Here is a 15,236-nt window from a genome sequence, read left to right on the forward strand (position 1 = left end):
CGGCTGTCGCCAGCGCTCGTCGGTGGGGGCGGCGGGCCTCATTCACACGTGGTGTCGGCGGCGTTGGTGACCGTCAAATCCTCTGGCAGGTGCGTCGTCTCGCCGCTGCGGTCGTGCACCACGTGGACCTGCACCGATGATCCGCTGGGCGACGGCGCGTTCACTGCATTGAAGTCCGAGCCGAGTACGACGCGGATGACGTCGCCCATACCGGACACCCGCTCGATGGTCGGCGTCGCGAACGACGACGCGACGGTGGCGGCGGCCTGTTCGTTGCCTGCCGAGAAGAAGACGGTGGTCGCCTGGAGTGGGCCGGGATAGTCGTCCGGCGTATCGACGTTGAAACCGTGCTCTTCGAGTTCGGTGGCCGCCGTCGTTGCCAGACCGTCTTCACCGGTGGAATTCGATACCCGCACGGTGATATCGGTGGGACTCGTGGTCACCGCGTCGACGAGTTCATCATTCGAGTCGGCCGGCGAGGGAGCAGCAGCCTCCGGCGTCGGGGGTACCGGAGTGTTGTCGGCGTTCTTCTCCTCCGGTAGCGGATCGTCGTTGATGATTGCGTCGAACAGAGCGCGCATGTCGTCTGTGCGGGGCACCTCGTTGCCGTATTCGTCCGCGTACCCGACGGTGGGCACCGTCAAAAACGTGATGCGCCCGGCGCTGACGCCCTGGACCGACTGGCCGAGGTCGACGAGATCCTTGGTCTGGATGTTGTCGACGTAGCTGTCGTTGATGAACATGTTGACGACGTTGTTGAGCTTGGTCAGCGAGAAGAACGTGTCCTTGGAGATCAGCGATCGCAGCAACGACGACAGGAACAGCTGCTGGCGTTTGATCCGGCCGTAGTCACCGTTGGTCTCGGTGGTGACCTGTCTGGCCCGGACGTACTGCAGGGCGGTGTGGCCGTCGACCACCTGCCTGCCCGCGTCGGCCAGAACGGTTCCCAGTTCGTAGTCCTCGAGGGGGGTGGTGCTGCAGACTTCGACGCCACCGAGGGCATCGACCATCTTGGCGAAACCGGCGAAGTCGACGGCCATGAACCGGTTGACGGAGAGACCGGACAGCTTCTGGATCACCTTCACCAGGCACTTCGGCCCACCTACGGCGTAGGCGGAGTTGAGCTTGGTCTCGGTGTAGACCTCGTCCATTCCGTAGACCGGCGACTCTGGATCCGTCGCAGGTCCATAGGCACCGGTGGTGGGATCCCAGTGCTCGCACTCCATGGGTGTTATCGACAGGTCGCGTGGAAACGACACCGCCACAACGCGTTTGCGGTTGGCCGGGATGTTGACCAACATGATGGTGTCCGATCGGGCACCCGCGGCGTCATCCGTGGTGCCAGCGCCCATGTCGCTGTTCTGCCCGATGCGACTGTCGGTGCCGACGATGAGGAAGTTCTCGTCACCGAATTGCGCGCCGGGATCGACGATGTCGCGCGACCCGGGGTCCAGTGCCGCCACCTTGTTGAGGTTGTGATTCTTCGAGGCCTGCCACTGCCATGCGGCGCCGGTCAAGGCCAGCGCGAGGACGGCGATGAGCGCAGCCGCCACTCGGCCCATGGCCACGGCCGTGCGCCTGCCGCGGTGCGCCGAGACCTTGACCGGTTCGTGGGCGGCGGCGATCTTCTCGGGTGCGGCTGGCTCCCGGTCACGCCCCGTCAAGATCGGCAACTCCGAGGCATGGGCCGGAACGACCGGGATGACCTCGGTGTCCGGGTCGCGATCGGCGATTGGGGGCGCCGTGCCGGAGATCTTGGCGATCAGGTCGGCGACGGTCACGCCGTCCGTGTGGTTTCCAGATACCGGGCTAGCCGGTGGCGCGTCGTGAAGTGGTGAACGCTCCCACGGCGCGGCGCCTGGCGCGGAACGGGGCGATCGGGTAATCCAGTCGTTGGCGGGTGCGTCACCCGTGGCGTCCTCGACTGGCTCCGGGGACCGATGACCGGGAGCGGCGTTGTCGCCGTCACTCATGTCTCACCGGCCTCCGGACTGTCGGGAACTCCGCGCCACGCGCGCCAATCGTGTTCGTCTGCTTCTTGTCCTTGTAGCAGTACGCCCGGGGGTCCGCCAATCGAAACCCGACGCAGAACCCTCATCGTACTGAGACAACGGGCGATCGAGCCAGTCAGCAAATGCGTCAGTGCAGTCTCGAAGACGTCTCGCTACCGAGACGAATTAGCCGCCCGAGTGCATGACGTCGGCGCCGACCGGCACCGAGCAGTCGTCCGGATCACGCAGCCAGCCCTCCGGAAGGGCCACCGAACCCGGAGACCCCTGGCGTCCGCGCGGACCCTCGGCCGCACGCGGAAACGGCACGTCGGGGTCGAGCTGGGACAGCAGGTCATCAAGCTCGCCAAGCGTCTTGACCAGTGCCAACGCGCGCCGCAGGTCCGCACCTGCGGGGAAACCGTGCAGATACCAGGCCACATGCTTGCGGATGTCGCGCATGCCCTTGTCCTCGCCGAAGTGAGCGGCCAGGAGCTCGCCGTGCCGACGCGCGATGACGGCGACCTCGCCGAGCGTCGGCGGAGTCGGGCACGGGTTGCCGGTGAACGCTGCGGACAATTCGGCGAAAAGCCACGGCCGGCCGAGACAGCCGCGGCCGATGACGACTCCGTCACACCCCGTCACGGCCATCATCTGAACGGCGTCATCGGCGTCGAAGATATCGCCGTTCCCGAGGACGGGGATGGTCGTCACGTGCTGCTTCAGCTCGGCGATCTGAGACCAGTCGGCGCTGCCCGAGTAGCGCTGCGCGGCCGTCCGAGCATGCAGTGCGACCGCAGCCGCGCCTTCCCGTTCGGCGATTCGGCCTGCGTCGAGGTGGGTGTGGTGGTCGTCGTCGATGCCGATCCGGAACTTCACGGTGACCGGGATCCGGGTGCCCTCGGTGGCGCGGACGGCGGCGGCCACGATCTGACCGAAGAGCCTGCGCTTGTACGGCAGCGCTGCACCGCCTCCGCGGCGCGTGACCTTGGGCACGGGGCAGCCGAAGTTCATGTCGATGTGGTCGGCCAGGTCCTCGTCGACGATCATCTTCGCCGCGGCGTACGTGGTTTCGGGGTCGACGGTGTAGAGCTGCAGCGACCGGGGTGACTCCTCGGAGCCGAAGGTGGTCATGTGCATCGTGGCCGCATTGCGTTCGACGAGGGCTCGCGCCGTCACCATCTCGCAGACGTAGAGGCCGCTGACGGTGCCGGCGCGGGCCAGTTCGAGCTCGCGGCAAAGGGTGCGGAAGGCGACGTTGGTGACGCCGGCCATCGGGGCCAGCACGACGGGGCTGCGCAACGCGATCGGCCCGATCCTTAAGGACCGGGCCGACGCGAGTTGCTCGGTTACGACGCCGATGACGTCACCAGGAGGTTCTTCATGGCCTTCTTCTCGGCCATCTTGCGCTCGCGTTCGAGTCGCCGTTCCTTGGCGATCTCGAACTTCTGGCAGGTGTCCTCGAGTTCCTCGACGAGCTTGCCGAGGTCGTCGCGCATCGCGGCCGCCTCGCCGGTGAAGTCCTCACGCTCGAAGATGCGCCACTTCTTCAGCACGGGCATCACCACGTCGTCGAGGTGGATGCGAGGGTCGTACACGCCGCCGACCGCGATGATGACCGCCTTGCGACGGAACTCGGGCACCGTGTAGCCGGGCATCTTGAAATTGCGTAGTACCCGGTGCAGGGACTTCATCGCCTGGTTCGGGGCGAAGTCCAGACCCGCCGCGCTCACGTCGCGGTAGAAGATCATGTGCAGGTTCTCGTCAGCCGAAACCCGTTGCAGCAGTTGGTCGGCGACGGTTTCGTTGCACGCCTTACCGGTGTTGCGGTGCGACACCCGGGTGGCCAGTTCCTGGAACGTGACGTAGATGACCGAGTCGAAGAGGCTCTCGGCGAACATCTCACCCTGCGGGCCCTGGCCGGGGCTGAAGCCGCGCGTCACCTGCTCGAGGCGCAGCTCCTCGAGCTCCAACGGATCGATGGCGCGAGTGACGACGAGGTAGTCGCGCAGGGCGATGCCGTGCCGATTCTCCTCGGCCGTCCATCGGTTGACCCAGTAACCCCAGGGGCCGTCCATGCTGAAGTTCATCGCGATCTCGCGGTGGTAGGACGGCAGGTTGTCCTCGGTCAGCAGGTTCTGCAACATCGAGATCTGCGCGACCTCGGAGAGCTTCGACTGATCCGGATCCCAGTCCTGGCCGCCGAGGGCGTAGTAGTTCTTGCCGTCCGACCATGGGATGTAGTCGTGCGGATTCCAGTCCTTGCGCATCCGCATGTGGCGGTTGATGTTGTCCTCGACAACCGGTTCGAGTTCGTGCAGTAGCTGCAGGTCGGTCAACTCCGGCGACATGAACCCTCCCAGTTATCTGTACCCATTGGTTGCACTCAATATATCTGTGCCTCGTGGTGACATCAAGTTCTGCCCGGCGAAGTGTTGCGAAACCGTCATCGGCGGCTCACGGGGAACTGCCAGGGGAGGGTAGGATCCGTCGGGAACGAACCCCCCTCCTGGCAAACGCAAATCGCTGGCTCTGCGCCGAAGCGGTGACGAAAGGTCCCACCTACGTGAACAAGATCTTGGTTGCCGGTGTTGGTGCGCTCGGCTCGGCTGCGGTGGCACTGACGCTCGGCGGTGGCGTCGCCTCGGCTGACGACGGTGTCGTTGGGCAAACGTATGCAGACGCCAAGGCGGCACTGAGTCAGCAGGGCATGACGCCGGTCGTCGCGTCAACCGTTGGCGATCGCAAAGATTGGGACAACTGCATCGTCACCAGTGCCACACCGGCCGCTGGTATCGACGGCTTCGGCAACCAGGCCGGCGGCAAGATGAAAGTCAACTTGAACTGTTACGCCAAGTACTCGACCAGCAATTGGCCTGGGTTCTCGATCCAGAGCCCCGAAGGTCAGAAGATCTATCAGGCGGATCTGGCAGCAAAGAAGCAACGGGAAGCTCAAGAGGCAGCGGCGGCGCAGCAGGCGCAGGACGACGAGCTCGCTGCCGTCGATGCTCAGCAGGGCGGCGAGTAGCACCGCGCCCCCGCTTCACGATTGGCCTTCCACGCTGACTGGTGGGAGGCGCTGCGGCGTGTGCCCGACGGCGGTATCATCCCCGCGAGTAAGACATTGCGACTCCGCGGACAGATAGGGCTAGAAGTGAAGAAGCTCATCGTTGTTGGTTCCGGCGCCATCGGCGCCCTCGCTGTATCGGCGCTCCTTGGTGGGGGCGTCGCATCCGCCGCGGACGACTACGCCGGTCAGACGTATTCCGACGCCTCGTCTGCAGCCAGTGATTCCGGTCAGACCGTGGTCGTCGCCTCACGCGTCGGTAGCAAGCTCTCCGAGGGTGACTGCATCGTCGAGCGCTCGCAGACCGCGCCGTTCGCCAGCGCCAATGACGGCATTCACGTGTCGGACACCGTGCAGTTCTACTTGAACTGCAACGGCGGCGTCGCCACGGCCACGACGCCGGGTTCCTCGCTGGGCAGTCCCGAGGGCCGCGCCGCACAGTCGGCGGCGGACGAGGAAGAAGCCAAGGCAGAGGCCGAGGCAGCGGCGGCTCAGAACGAGCAGGATCAGCTCGCCATGGCCGGTCAGACGCCAGGCGCCCCCGGCGAATAGCCCGAGTGGCTCGACGCCCGGCTGAGCAGCATGTCGACGCAATAGTCGATGAACTGCTCGCGGGTGGCCTCCAGGCGGCCGTTGAGGTAGGCCGTGAACAATGCGGTGAGCGCGCCGACGAGTCCTGTCGCGACCATCGCTTGGACTGCGGGGTCACTGATCTGCGTCAGCTTGTGTTGCAGCAGCTGAATGAAGCTCGGCATCCACTCCGCGCCGGACTTCGTCAAGACGGGCTCCCGTTCCGGTGCGATCAGGAGCACCCGCCCCCGCACGGGATCGTCGACCATGAGGGCGACGAATCTCTCGACGGCGTCGCGCGGGGTGGTCGAGGACGTCAGGGCAGTCATGGCGGTGCTGCAGACGTGGTCGTACACCGCCCGGACGAAGTCGTCGCGGTCTTGGAAGCTCTCGTAGAAGTAGCGTTCGGTGAGTCCGGCGGAACGGCACACGGCGCGCACGGTGAGCGCCGAGCCGCTCTCGCCGCCGAGAACGTTCACTCCTGCGGTAATGAGTTCGTCGCGGCGAAGCGCCTGCCGGTCGTGCAGCGGGACACCGGACCAGCGTCCCCGTCGTTGACCGGAAGGCACATGTCTCCTAAGCTCGTATTGACAACGTGCGTAGTCAGAATTTCAGTCGGCCCTCGGGAGGTCAACAGTGACTCAAGATACTTCTGAGACATGCCCGGTGACCAGCGGGTCCAAGCGCGTCGACCGGGAGATCGATTCCGGCTGTCCGGTCGCGCCGGGGGGCTACGACGTCCCGCCCGTCCCGTTGGGACCCGACTCGCTGACGTGGAAGTACTTCGGCGACTGGCGTGGTCTGCTCCAGGGCCCGTGGGCGGGCTCGATGCAGAACATGCATCCTCAGCTCGGCGCCGCGGTCGAGGAGCACTCGACCTTCTTCCGCGAACGGTGGCCGCGCCTGCTGCGGTCCTTGTATCCGATCGGCGGGGTCGTGTTCGACACCGCCCGGGCGCCACGAACGGGCGCCGAGGTCCGCGACTACCACACCGACATCAAAGGTGTTGACGCGCAAGGGCGTCGGTATCACGCCCTGAACCCCGACGTCTTCTACTGGGCGCACTCGACGTTCTTCATGGGAACGCTCATCGTGGCGGAGCGCCTCTGCGGGGGAATCACGGAGGCGGAGAAACGCCAACTGTTCGACGAGCACGTCGAGTGGTACCGCATGTACGGGATGAGCATGCGCCCGGTGCCCGAGACGTGGGAGGACTTTCAGAAGTACTGGGACCACATGTGCCACGACGTGTTGGAGAACAACTTCGCGGCACGCGCCGTGCTGGACCTGTCGGAACTGCCCAAGCCGCCGTGGGCCGACAAGATGCCGGAGTGGATGTGGCGTCTGCAGCGAAGGCTCGTCGGGCCCTTCTTCGTCTGGTTCACCGTCGGCCTGTACGACCCGCCGGTCCGGACGCTGATGGGATACACCTGGACGGCGCGAGACGAATGGTTGCACCGACGGCTCGGCGAGCTGGTGCACGTCGCGTTCTCGCTGCTCCCCAAACGCCGCCGCATGCATCCCCGCGCCCGTGCGGGCTGGGACCGCGTCAACGGTCGCGTCCCCGCCGACTCGCCGCTGCCCGAGACGCCGGCGCGCAACCTGCCGCCGCTCGACGAGCGGGACAACCCGATGCACTACTGCCCCAAGGTCTGATTTGGCGGGGCCGCTATTGCGGCTGCCGCTAGCGTGGGTCCGGTGGCTGCTCGGGAACTCATCGGAGGGCGATACGAGATCCGCGGCGTTCTCGGACGCGGCGGGATGGCCACGGTGTACGACGGTTGGGACACGCGTCTGCAGCGTCCCGTCGCGGTGAAGCTGTTGCACCCGGCGTTCAGCGCGGACCCGGAGTGCCGGGCACGGATCGAATTCGAGGCCAGATCAGCCGCAGCGCTGAACCATCCCAACATCGTCGTCGTCCACGACGGTGGTCACGATGCCCAACGCGGTGGTACGCCATACCTGATCATGGAGCGCCTACCCGGGCGGACCCTGCTGGACCTCATCGCCCGCGGCGCGCTGTCGCCGCAGTACGTGCGCGGCGTGTTGGGGGACGTCCTGGCGGGGCTGAGCGTCGCCCACGCCGCGGGCATCCTGCACCGCGACGTCAAACCGGCCAACATCGTGTTAGGGGCAGCGGGGGAGGCGAAGATCGCCGACTTCGGCATCGCGAAGTCGGGTGATACCGACCTGACCAGCGTCGGTCAGATGGTCGGAACGATGGCCTACCTCAGCCCGGAACGCATCGCCGGGCAGCCCGCCACCCCGCTCGACGACCTGTACGCCGTGGGCGCGGTTGGGTACGAGGCGCTGACCGGGCGCATGCCGTTCCCCCAACCCGACCCGGCCTCTCTGATGCGGGCCATCGTCGAACACCAGCTGCCGCCGCTGACGGCCGTGCGTCCCGACATCGATCCCCACCTCGCCGGCGTCATCGACCGCGCCATGGCCCCGGACCCCCGGCACCGCTTCCCCGACGCCGACACCATGCGTGCGGCGCTGCAGTCGGTACGGCCACCGACGCTGATCCTTCCCGCTCCGCTGGCGGGCGCGGTTGCGCCGATGAGCGGCGTCATGGTGCCGCCACCTCCAGGAAGACGACGAAAGGTGTTGGCGGGGTTGGCGATTGGCGCTGCGCTGATACTCGGGCTGGTGCTGGTCATCGCGGAGGTGACGACGTCCCGCCCCGCCACGTCGGAGACACCCCTGACGACTCCGCCGACGTCGGTGAGTACGTCGGTCGTCGCACCACCGACCACCACGCCGACGCTCACCCTTGCGCCGGTGCCGCAGGAGCGGCCGGGGAACGGACCGGGCGGGGGTCCCAAGAAACCGAAGCCCGAGCGGGGCGAGTGAGCGCGCGGGTCAGCGGGTGCAGAGCCCGGCGGCTTCCTCCTCGGCGATGATCCGCTCGACGGGCTCCCCGAGGTGCGCGGCGAAGTCGTCGGTGGCCTGCATGTTCCAGACGCCGTCCTGGTACACCATGATCCGGGAGCGCTCGATGCCGTTGACCTTCACGAGCACGATCGCCTCGTTCTCGGGCTGCAGGCGCAGGCCCGCGACGCTGAGCCTCTGGCCCGCCTTCTTGCACGTGTCGTAGAACGTGACGAAGTCTTCCTGCGTGATGCCGGCACGGACGGCGCGGTCCATGTGCTCCCACACGCCGGCGTAGTCACCGGCGGCGAACCGGTCCATCGTGGCTTGCGCGGCAGCGGTCGCGGCGGCCAACGTCTCCGGCACGTCACTGCCAGGGGCGTACCCGTCGGCCGCGGCGGGTCGAACCACCGATGACCCCGATGCACCATGCGCGGGTCCGCACGCCGAGCAGACGACCACCATCAGCGCCGCTGCGAGCGAGGCGACGAACGACTGCATCGCGAAAGGGTAAACCGGATGGCGCTGGCCGTCAGCCCATGCACACATGCTCGCCGCGGGCGCCGCTATCCCGGGTGAGGCCGAAGGACCCTAACGGGCTCCGCCACGGCGTGGGCACACTGCAGGCATGCGCAGCGAGCGGCGAGGGCTGAGCAGGCGGACCTTCCTGGCCGCCAGCGTGGTTGCGGCGGCCTCGTCGGCCTGCGCAGGCCATCCGGGGAGTGCGCGCCGGGTCGACCCCGCCGCGAGGGACGCCGCGATCACGACCACCGAGGCCGCACGTCCCCATACCGGTCGCACCGTGACCGCCGCGCTCACCCCACAATCCGTGGACGTCGACCTCGGCGGGCCCATCGCCCGCACCCTCGCCTTCGGTGATGCAGTACCGGCGCCCGTCATTCGGGCCAACGTCGGAGACGAGGTGGCGGTGACCGTCGCCAACAGACTCGACCACCCGACATCGGTGCACTGGCACGGCATCGCCATCCGCAACGACATGGACGGCGCCGAGCCTGCCACCCCTAACATCCCGGCGGGGGGCGACTTCACCTACCGGTTCTCGGTTCCCGACGCCGGGACCCATTGGGCGCATCCGCATACCAATGGTCTCGACGCCGACCGGGGGCTGTACGTCCCGCTGATCGTCGACGACCCGGCCGAACCGGGTAGATACGACGCCGAGTGGATCGTGGTGCTCGATGACTGGACCGACGGCGTCGGGCCGTCCCCGCAGCAGATCTACGACGGCCTGCACCGCATGGGGGGCATGTCCGGAATGGGACCGATGGCCATGGGCCGCGGCGGGACCAGTGCCCTACTCGGCGGCGACGCGGGCGACGTCAGCTATCCCTACTACCTGATCAACGGTCGCATCCCGGCCGCACCCACGACCTTCTCCGCGAAGCCGGGTCAGCGAATCAGGCTGCGAATCATCAACGCTGGATCGGATACTGCCTTCCGGGTGGCCCTGGCCGGCCACCCGATGACCGTCACCCATACCGACGGCTATCCGGTGACGCCGATGGACGTCGATGCGGTGCTGGTCGGAATGGGCGAACGGTACGACGTCGTCGTGACCGCTGGCGATGGCGTGTTCCCGTTGGTGGCGATGGCCGAGGGCAAGAACGCCCTCGCCCGCGCGCTGCTGGTGACGGGCGCGGGGAGTGCACCCGACGCGGCTCTCTTGCCGGCCGAGCTCAACGGCCAAGTGGGGACCGTCGACATTCTCACCGCCGCGCCGCAGGCCCAATTGGACCGGGCCCCGGCGGACGTCGCGCTAGCGGCCGTGCTCACGGGCGGCATGATGGGCTACGCCTGGGCAATCAACGGACGGTCCCACCCCGACGATGAGCCGCTCATGATCTACGAGGGCCAACGGGCCACGCTGACGTTCGAGAACCGGACTGCGATGTGGCATCCGATGCATCTCCACGGCCACACCTTCGAGGTGACCGGACCGAACGGGCGACCGGGGCCGAGTAAGGACACCGTCATCGTGCGGCCCTGGCAGACGGTTGGCGTCGCACTTGTGGCCGACAACCCCGGCACGTGGATGTTGCACTGCCACAATGGTTATCACCAGGAGGCTGGCATGATGACGAGCCTGGACTACGCGGTGTGACCGGTGACAGGCGGATCGGGAGCAAGACGTGGCACGGGTCGGTGCACGCCGAAATCCCGTAACGATCTTCGGTGTGGGCCCGTCCAGTACGGTGACGCCCAAGCGTTCCGTACATGTGTGCGGGGGTACCGGATCCACCGGTAGGAGACAAGTCGAACCATGACAGCTGGCGCGCCGTCGGACGGGCCGATGCAACCGGTGGCGGGCGGCGGCGATTGGCGGCGCGCGACAGGGTTGTTCATGGCCGTCGCGGTGCCATACGCCGTCGGCGCAGCGCTGTCCTGGCAGACGTTCGGCGCGGCGCTGGGACCGGCGTTCTTCCCTCCGGCAGGGGTCACGCTCGCCGCGATGTTGCTGACCCGGCGCTCGCTGTGGCCGGTGATCGTGGCTGCGATCGTCGTGGCGGAGATGGGTGTAGACCTCGCGTTCGGCGCCAGCGGCTGGTCGGCCGCGGGGTTCGCGTTGGCGAACTCCGTCGCGCCGGTGGTGGGTGCTGCGGTCACCGGCGCCCTCTGCGGAGGCGTTCCGGACTTGCGCCTCAGGGGTGATCTCAGTAGGTTCCTCGGCGGCGGCTGTGTGGTGGGTCCGTTGGTGGGCGCCTTGATCGGCGCGTCGGTCGTCGCGGCAGGCGGTCAGGTGTGGTGGCCAGGGAGTTTGCTGCATTGGTGGGCGGGGGATGGCGTCGGGGCGATGGTCGTCGGCGCGCCGATATTGCTGTGGACTCGTCAAAAACACGTGCTGCGCAACCGGCGCGGCGAAACGGTGTTCGTGCTCGCCCTTACCGCCGGGCTGGCGACGGCAGCGTTCTGGTTCAGTACTCCACCCTCCTTGGTGCTGCTGCCGGTGCTGGCGTGGGCGGCCTTTCGGCTCGACGTGATCGGCGCCGCGCTGGCGGGATTGGTATTCGCGTTCGTCGCCAACTACATGACCGACGCGGGTATGGGGACGTTCGCCGCGTTGGTGATGTCGCCGGCGGCGCGGCTTGCGGTGGCGCAGGCCTTCATCGCGGTCGCGGTCTTGATGGCGATGTTGATGGCACAGGAGGCCGCGGGGCGCCTGGCCGCAGTCAAACAACGGCAATCCGAGCAGCGGGAACGGGCGCGTTTGGAGACGTTGGCCCGACTCGCACAGTTGTTGGGTGCAGCGCTGACCCCAGAGCAGATCGGCGATGCGGTCGCGGGCCAGGTTCTCAGCGACGCCGGCGCACAAGGCTTCGCCCTGGGTCTGGTGGACGACCACCGGCAGCAACTGGTGTGGGTGTGTATGGCCGGCTACCCCGCCGAGGTGGTGACCACGGCGGGCGGCGGCGTCGCGCTCACGAAAGTTGCCGCAGCATGCGATGCAGTGCGCACCGGCACACCGACCGTGTTCAGCAGCCCAGCCGAGTACCAGGCCCGATATCCGCAGAACTCGCAGTGGTTGGTCAGCAGTGGCGCGACCGCGCTGGTGGACTGGCCGTTGACGTCGGCCGCGAAGACGATTGGCGTGTTGCACCTGATGTGGGCTCGGCCTCAGCCCCTGGACTCCGCGCAGTTGGCGTACGCGTCTGCGGTCGCCACGATGATCGGCCAGGCCCTCGTGAGGGCGCAGATCTACGCCGACGAGCACGCGATGGCCTCGGTGCTGCACGCGGCCGTGCTGCCCACCACGGCGACCGACATTCCCGAGTTGGACGTAACGGTCTGCTACGAACCTGCCGACGCCGTGCACGGTCTCGGCGGAGATTGGTACGACGTGATGGCGTTGCCGGAGAACCGGACGTTCTTGGCAGTGGGCGATGTCGTCGGGCACGGATTGCCAGCGGTGGAGGACATGGTGCAGTTGCGCACCGCGGCTCGCGCGATGGCGGTACAGGGTTTGCAACCCGCGGCCATGCTCGCCCATCTCAACGAGTTCACCCGCTATGCGACCAGCGGGAGATTCGCCACCATGATCGTCGCGATCTTCGACCCGTTGGCCGGGTCCCTGACCTACGGCTCGGCGGGGCATCCGCCGGCCTTGCTCCGCCGAGCGGGCGACACACGCGTCACGGAGTTGTTGGGAGGGCGCGGGCCCGTGCTCGGTCCCATCTGCGGCGCCTCGTTCGCCGAAAGCGTCCTGACGATCACGACCGGCGACATCGTGATCATGTACACCGACGGACTGATCGAACGCCGCGGCCGCGATTTGGACACAGGTGTCGCAGAAGTGAGCGACGCGATTTCAAGCTGGCCAAGCGGTACATCACTGCAGGGCGAATGTCGAAGGCTGATCGAATCATCTGCGCCCGCACCTCGCGACGACGACGTCTGCGTCGTCGCGGTTCGGTGCTTGCCACGAACGTAGGCGGTAGCGCGTTCGCATCCGGCGGTTGCGCCGCTGCTCGCTCGCGCCACCACGGAAGGCGACGTCGGACCTGTGCCCCCACCAGGGCTCGAACCTGGGACCTGCGGATTAAAAGTCCGTAGCTCTACCAACTGAGCTATAGGGGCGCGGGAGATCAGAATACTGGTCGGCGTCGGACCGTTCGCCGCGGGAGCAACGGGGCCCCGCGTTTGAGAATTCGGGGGCCGGTAACCTAAGCTATCGAAGCTCCAGCGCGAAAGCGTTGCGAGTACCCCGAAGAGATTCGGCTTTGGCCCCCATCGTTTAGCGGCCTAGGACGCCGCCCTTTCACGGCGGTAGCACGGGTTCGAATCCCGTTGGGGGTACGACGCAACGGCGGTATCGTCGGAGCAGAAGTAGAGCAAGGCCCTGTGGCGCAGTTGGTTAGCGCGCCGCCCTGTCACGGCGGAGGTCGCGGGTTCGAGTCCCGTCAGGGTCGCCAAACGGCGAGGCAAGGAATTCCGTGCCGTCCCGGCCAGGTAGCTCAGTTGGTACGAGCGTCCGCCTGAAAAGCGGAAGGTCGCCGGTTCGATCCCGGCCCTGGCCACCATCTTTGACCTGCATTGACACGGATTATGCACTCGGTTGTTGGTTAGATTCGTCCGGTTCTTGTCCGGTCGTCGGTGTGTGCACCTCATTCGCGTGGAGCTGATCGAGGTTGGTTGCCACGTGGTCCAGCTCGTCGGCGTAGAGGTCGCTGTAGATGTTCGCGGTCACCGTCGGCGTCGAATGGCCCATGGTCTTCTGTACGTACCGCAGATCAGCGCCGGACTTTCTGGCGAGACTGGCGTAGGTGTGGCGCAGCTCGTGAATGGTCAGCGGAGCCAGGTGCGTTTTCTTGAGTGCCTTGTTCCAGTGCGTGTGCCTGCGCCAGTTGTTGGATCGCAGCATTGCTCCGTTGGGTGAGGTGACGGCAGGCTCGTCAGGAGCGCGACCGCTGATGCGCCGTGTGAGGGCGTCGACGACGACTTGCGGGAGTGGGACGGTTCGGATGCCGGAACGGGTTTTCGGAGGCCCGATGACGATGCGTCCTTCAACCTCCGGTGCGGCGCGTCGAACATAGATCCGGCGGGCAACCAGATCGACGTCCTTGACGCGGAGGCCGACGAGTTCAGACCAGCGCAGGCCGGTGTAGGCGAGGACGACGACGATGTCGCCCTGGTCGCCGCACGCGGCAGCGAGTGTGTGGACCTCCTGCGCGGTGAGGTAGCGGTGACGTTCTCGCTCGGGAATGCGCCCCGCTGAGACGCCGATGGCGGGGTTGCGGTGAATGCGGCCGTCCTGGTGGGCCACGTCGAGGATCGAACGCAAGAGCCGAAGCGTTGAGACCTTCGCCCACGGTCCGACCGTCAGGGCATCGACGAACGCCTGGACGTCGCCGCGGGTGATCTCGTCGACCGGCACATGGCCGAAGCGCGGCGCGATGCGCAGCTCCCAGTGCTGGGTGTATCCGCTCCACGTCTTCGGCGACACTGCCGGTTTTTTGGAGTCGGAGAACTGCGACCAGACCCGGCACAGCGGTGTGCGGCCAAGGCGAGGATCGAATCGACGCGCGCCGAGAGCGGCTTCATTGTCACGGTCGGATTTGAACGCCTTCGCCTCGCGCAGGGTCGGGAACGTGGCCGACGTTTCGACCCAGCCAGATGGGGCGTCCGGATCACGGACCAGGTACCGGACTTGGTAGCGAGGCTCTCCCGCCGCGCTGAGCCGCTTTCGGATGCCACGTGGCGTGTTACCGGCCATTACCGACGCACCTGCTTCAGCCAGGCCCGGACCTCGGCGCAGTCCCAACGGCGCACCCGTTCCGACAACGTGTAGCAGGGTGGGCCGACTTGCTCCCCGGTGGCTTCGCGCAGCGAGGCCCAGCGGTTCAGTGTCGCGGCCGAAATGCCGAGAAGCTCCGATACCTGTTCTGCGGTGAGTAGTTCGGGGAAGGTGCCGGTGGCGAGGAGGTCTCGGAGGCCGTGGGTGGGCATTGCGTCACCTTGTCGCGGGTGGTTGGTGGTGGTGAGCGGACGGAACGCCCATCCCGGCGCGGATGGAGTGGAACCAAGCGCGTGTGCGCGGCAAACCCGCATCGATGTCGACTCGACCGCCGGTCATTCCCCAGAGATCGAATGCCCACCGCTCCAGCGCGGACACCGTGGTCTCGCTGCATCGGTGAAGCTGGGCACCGTCATCGAGTAACAGGGCGGCGCCGATGACCTCGCCGGTTGACCAGAGATGCCGGTAATCGGTCCATCCGTGGCTG

At 66.9% G+C, this 15,236-nt stretch carries 13 protein-coding genes and 4 tRNA genes; 9 read left to right on the forward strand and 8 right to left on the reverse strand.

Translation table 11 applies throughout. From position 1 onward, the window contains the following. Window positions 1-38: 38 nt before the first annotated feature. The 3 genes from QUE68_RS04180 to QUE68_RS04190 form a co-directional block, all read right to left on the reverse strand. A complete protein-coding gene (locus tag QUE68_RS04180) occupies window positions 39-1,973 on the reverse strand; it encodes an LCP family protein (RefSeq protein ID WP_284232732.1) in 1,935 nt (644 codons plus the stop codon). Window positions 1,974-2,177: 204 nt separating this feature from the next. Continuing rightward, a complete protein-coding gene (gene dusB / locus QUE68_RS04185; RefSeq protein ID WP_286275738.1) occupies window positions 2,178-3,263 on the reverse strand; it encodes a tRNA dihydrouridine synthase DusB in 1,086 nt (361 codons plus the stop codon). Between the two features lie 74 nt (window positions 3,264-3,337). Continuing rightward, window positions 3,338-4,339, reverse strand: a complete 1,002-nt coding sequence (locus tag QUE68_RS04190; RefSeq protein WP_284232734.1) for an acyl-ACP desaturase — start codon at window positions 4,337-4,339, stop codon at window positions 3,338-3,340. Window positions 4,340-4,554: 215 nt separating this feature from the next. Here QUE68_RS04190 and QUE68_RS04195 point away from each other — a divergent pair, with 215 nt between their 5' ends. Together QUE68_RS04195 and QUE68_RS04200 are read left to right on the forward strand one after the other, a co-directional pair. After that, complete coding sequence (locus QUE68_RS04195; protein WP_284224714.1) at window positions 4,555-5,016, forward strand: hypothetical protein; 462 nt, start codon at window positions 4,555-4,557, stop codon at window positions 5,014-5,016. Between the two features lie 126 nt (window positions 5,017-5,142). Further along, a complete protein-coding gene (locus QUE68_RS04200) occupies window positions 5,143-5,607 on the forward strand; it encodes a hypothetical protein (RefSeq protein WP_284224717.1) in 465 nt (154 codons plus the stop codon). Here the strand turns inward: QUE68_RS04200 and QUE68_RS04205 are convergent. Continuing rightward, window positions 5,580-6,194: a TetR/AcrR family transcriptional regulator gene (locus tag QUE68_RS04205; protein WP_284224720.1), complete on the reverse strand. Its 615-nt coding sequence runs from the start codon at window positions 6,192-6,194 to the stop codon at window positions 5,580-5,582. The two genes, QUE68_RS04200 and QUE68_RS04205, sit on opposite strands and share 28 nt — an antisense overlap. Before the next feature lie 67 nt (window positions 6,195-6,261). Here QUE68_RS04205 and QUE68_RS04210 point away from each other — a divergent pair, with 67 nt between their 5' ends. Continuing rightward, window positions 6,262-7,281: an oxygenase MpaB family protein gene (locus QUE68_RS04210; protein ID WP_454786421.1), complete on the forward strand. Its 1,020-nt coding sequence runs from the start codon at window positions 6,262-6,264 to the stop codon at window positions 7,279-7,281. 42 nt (window positions 7,282-7,323) lie between these two features. Next, complete coding sequence (locus QUE68_RS04215) at window positions 7,324-8,481, forward strand: serine/threonine-protein kinase (protein WP_284232736.1); 1,158 nt, start codon at window positions 7,324-7,326, stop codon at window positions 8,479-8,481. Window positions 8,482-8,490: 9 nt separating this feature from the next. On the opposite strand, the gene QUE68_RS04220 is transcribed toward QUE68_RS04215, so the two are convergent. Then, window positions 8,491-9,000: a hypothetical protein gene (locus QUE68_RS04220; RefSeq protein WP_284232737.1), complete on the reverse strand. Its 510-nt coding sequence runs from the start codon at window positions 8,998-9,000 to the stop codon at window positions 8,491-8,493. Between the two features lie 127 nt (window positions 9,001-9,127). On the opposite strand from QUE68_RS04220, the gene QUE68_RS04225 reads away from it, so the two are divergent. Beyond that, the gene (locus QUE68_RS04225) at window positions 9,128-10,621 is read left to right on the forward strand and encodes a multicopper oxidase family protein (protein ID WP_284232738.1); all 1,494 of its coding nucleotides are present in this window, start codon (window positions 9,128-9,130) and stop codon (window positions 10,619-10,621) included. 159 nt (window positions 10,622-10,780) lie between these two features. Next, window positions 10,781-12,946, forward strand: a complete 2,166-nt coding sequence (locus QUE68_RS04230) for a SpoIIE family protein phosphatase (RefSeq protein WP_284232739.1) — start codon at window positions 10,781-10,783, stop codon at window positions 12,944-12,946. Between the two features lie 73 nt (window positions 12,947-13,019). On the opposite strand, the gene QUE68_RS04235 is transcribed toward QUE68_RS04230, so the two are convergent. Further along, window positions 13,020-13,092: transfer RNA gene (locus QUE68_RS04235), tRNA-Lys, on the reverse strand. 146 nt (window positions 13,093-13,238) lie between these two features. Here QUE68_RS04235 and QUE68_RS04240 point away from each other — a divergent pair. From QUE68_RS04240 to QUE68_RS04250, 3 genes are all read left to right on the forward strand, one after another. Then, window positions 13,239-13,311: transfer RNA gene (locus QUE68_RS04240), tRNA-Glu, on the forward strand. A gap of 39 nt (window positions 13,312-13,350) precedes the next feature. Continuing rightward, window positions 13,351-13,427, forward strand: a tRNA-Asp gene (locus tag QUE68_RS04245). Window positions 13,428-13,458: 31 nt separating this feature from the next. After that, window positions 13,459-13,535: transfer RNA gene (locus QUE68_RS04250), tRNA-Phe, on the forward strand. Window positions 13,536-13,558: 23 nt separating this feature from the next. Here QUE68_RS04250 and QUE68_RS04255 read toward each other — a convergent pair. Both QUE68_RS04255 and QUE68_RS04260 read right to left on the reverse strand, forming a co-directional pair. Continuing rightward, a complete protein-coding gene (locus QUE68_RS04255; protein WP_286275182.1) occupies window positions 13,559-14,728 on the reverse strand; it encodes a site-specific integrase in 1,170 nt (389 codons plus the stop codon). Further along, window positions 14,728-14,961, reverse strand: coding sequence for a helix-turn-helix transcriptional regulator (locus QUE68_RS04260; RefSeq protein WP_286275183.1), 234 nt, complete (start codon window positions 14,959-14,961; stop codon window positions 14,728-14,730). The genes QUE68_RS04255 and QUE68_RS04260 overlap by 1 nt, the downstream gene beginning before the upstream one ends. Window positions 14,962-15,236: the final 275 nt, after the last annotated feature.

The organism is Mycolicibacterium sp. TUM20985, from assembly GCF_030295745.1.
GTDB lineage: Bacteria > Actinomycetota > Actinomycetes > Mycobacteriales > Mycobacteriaceae > Mycobacterium.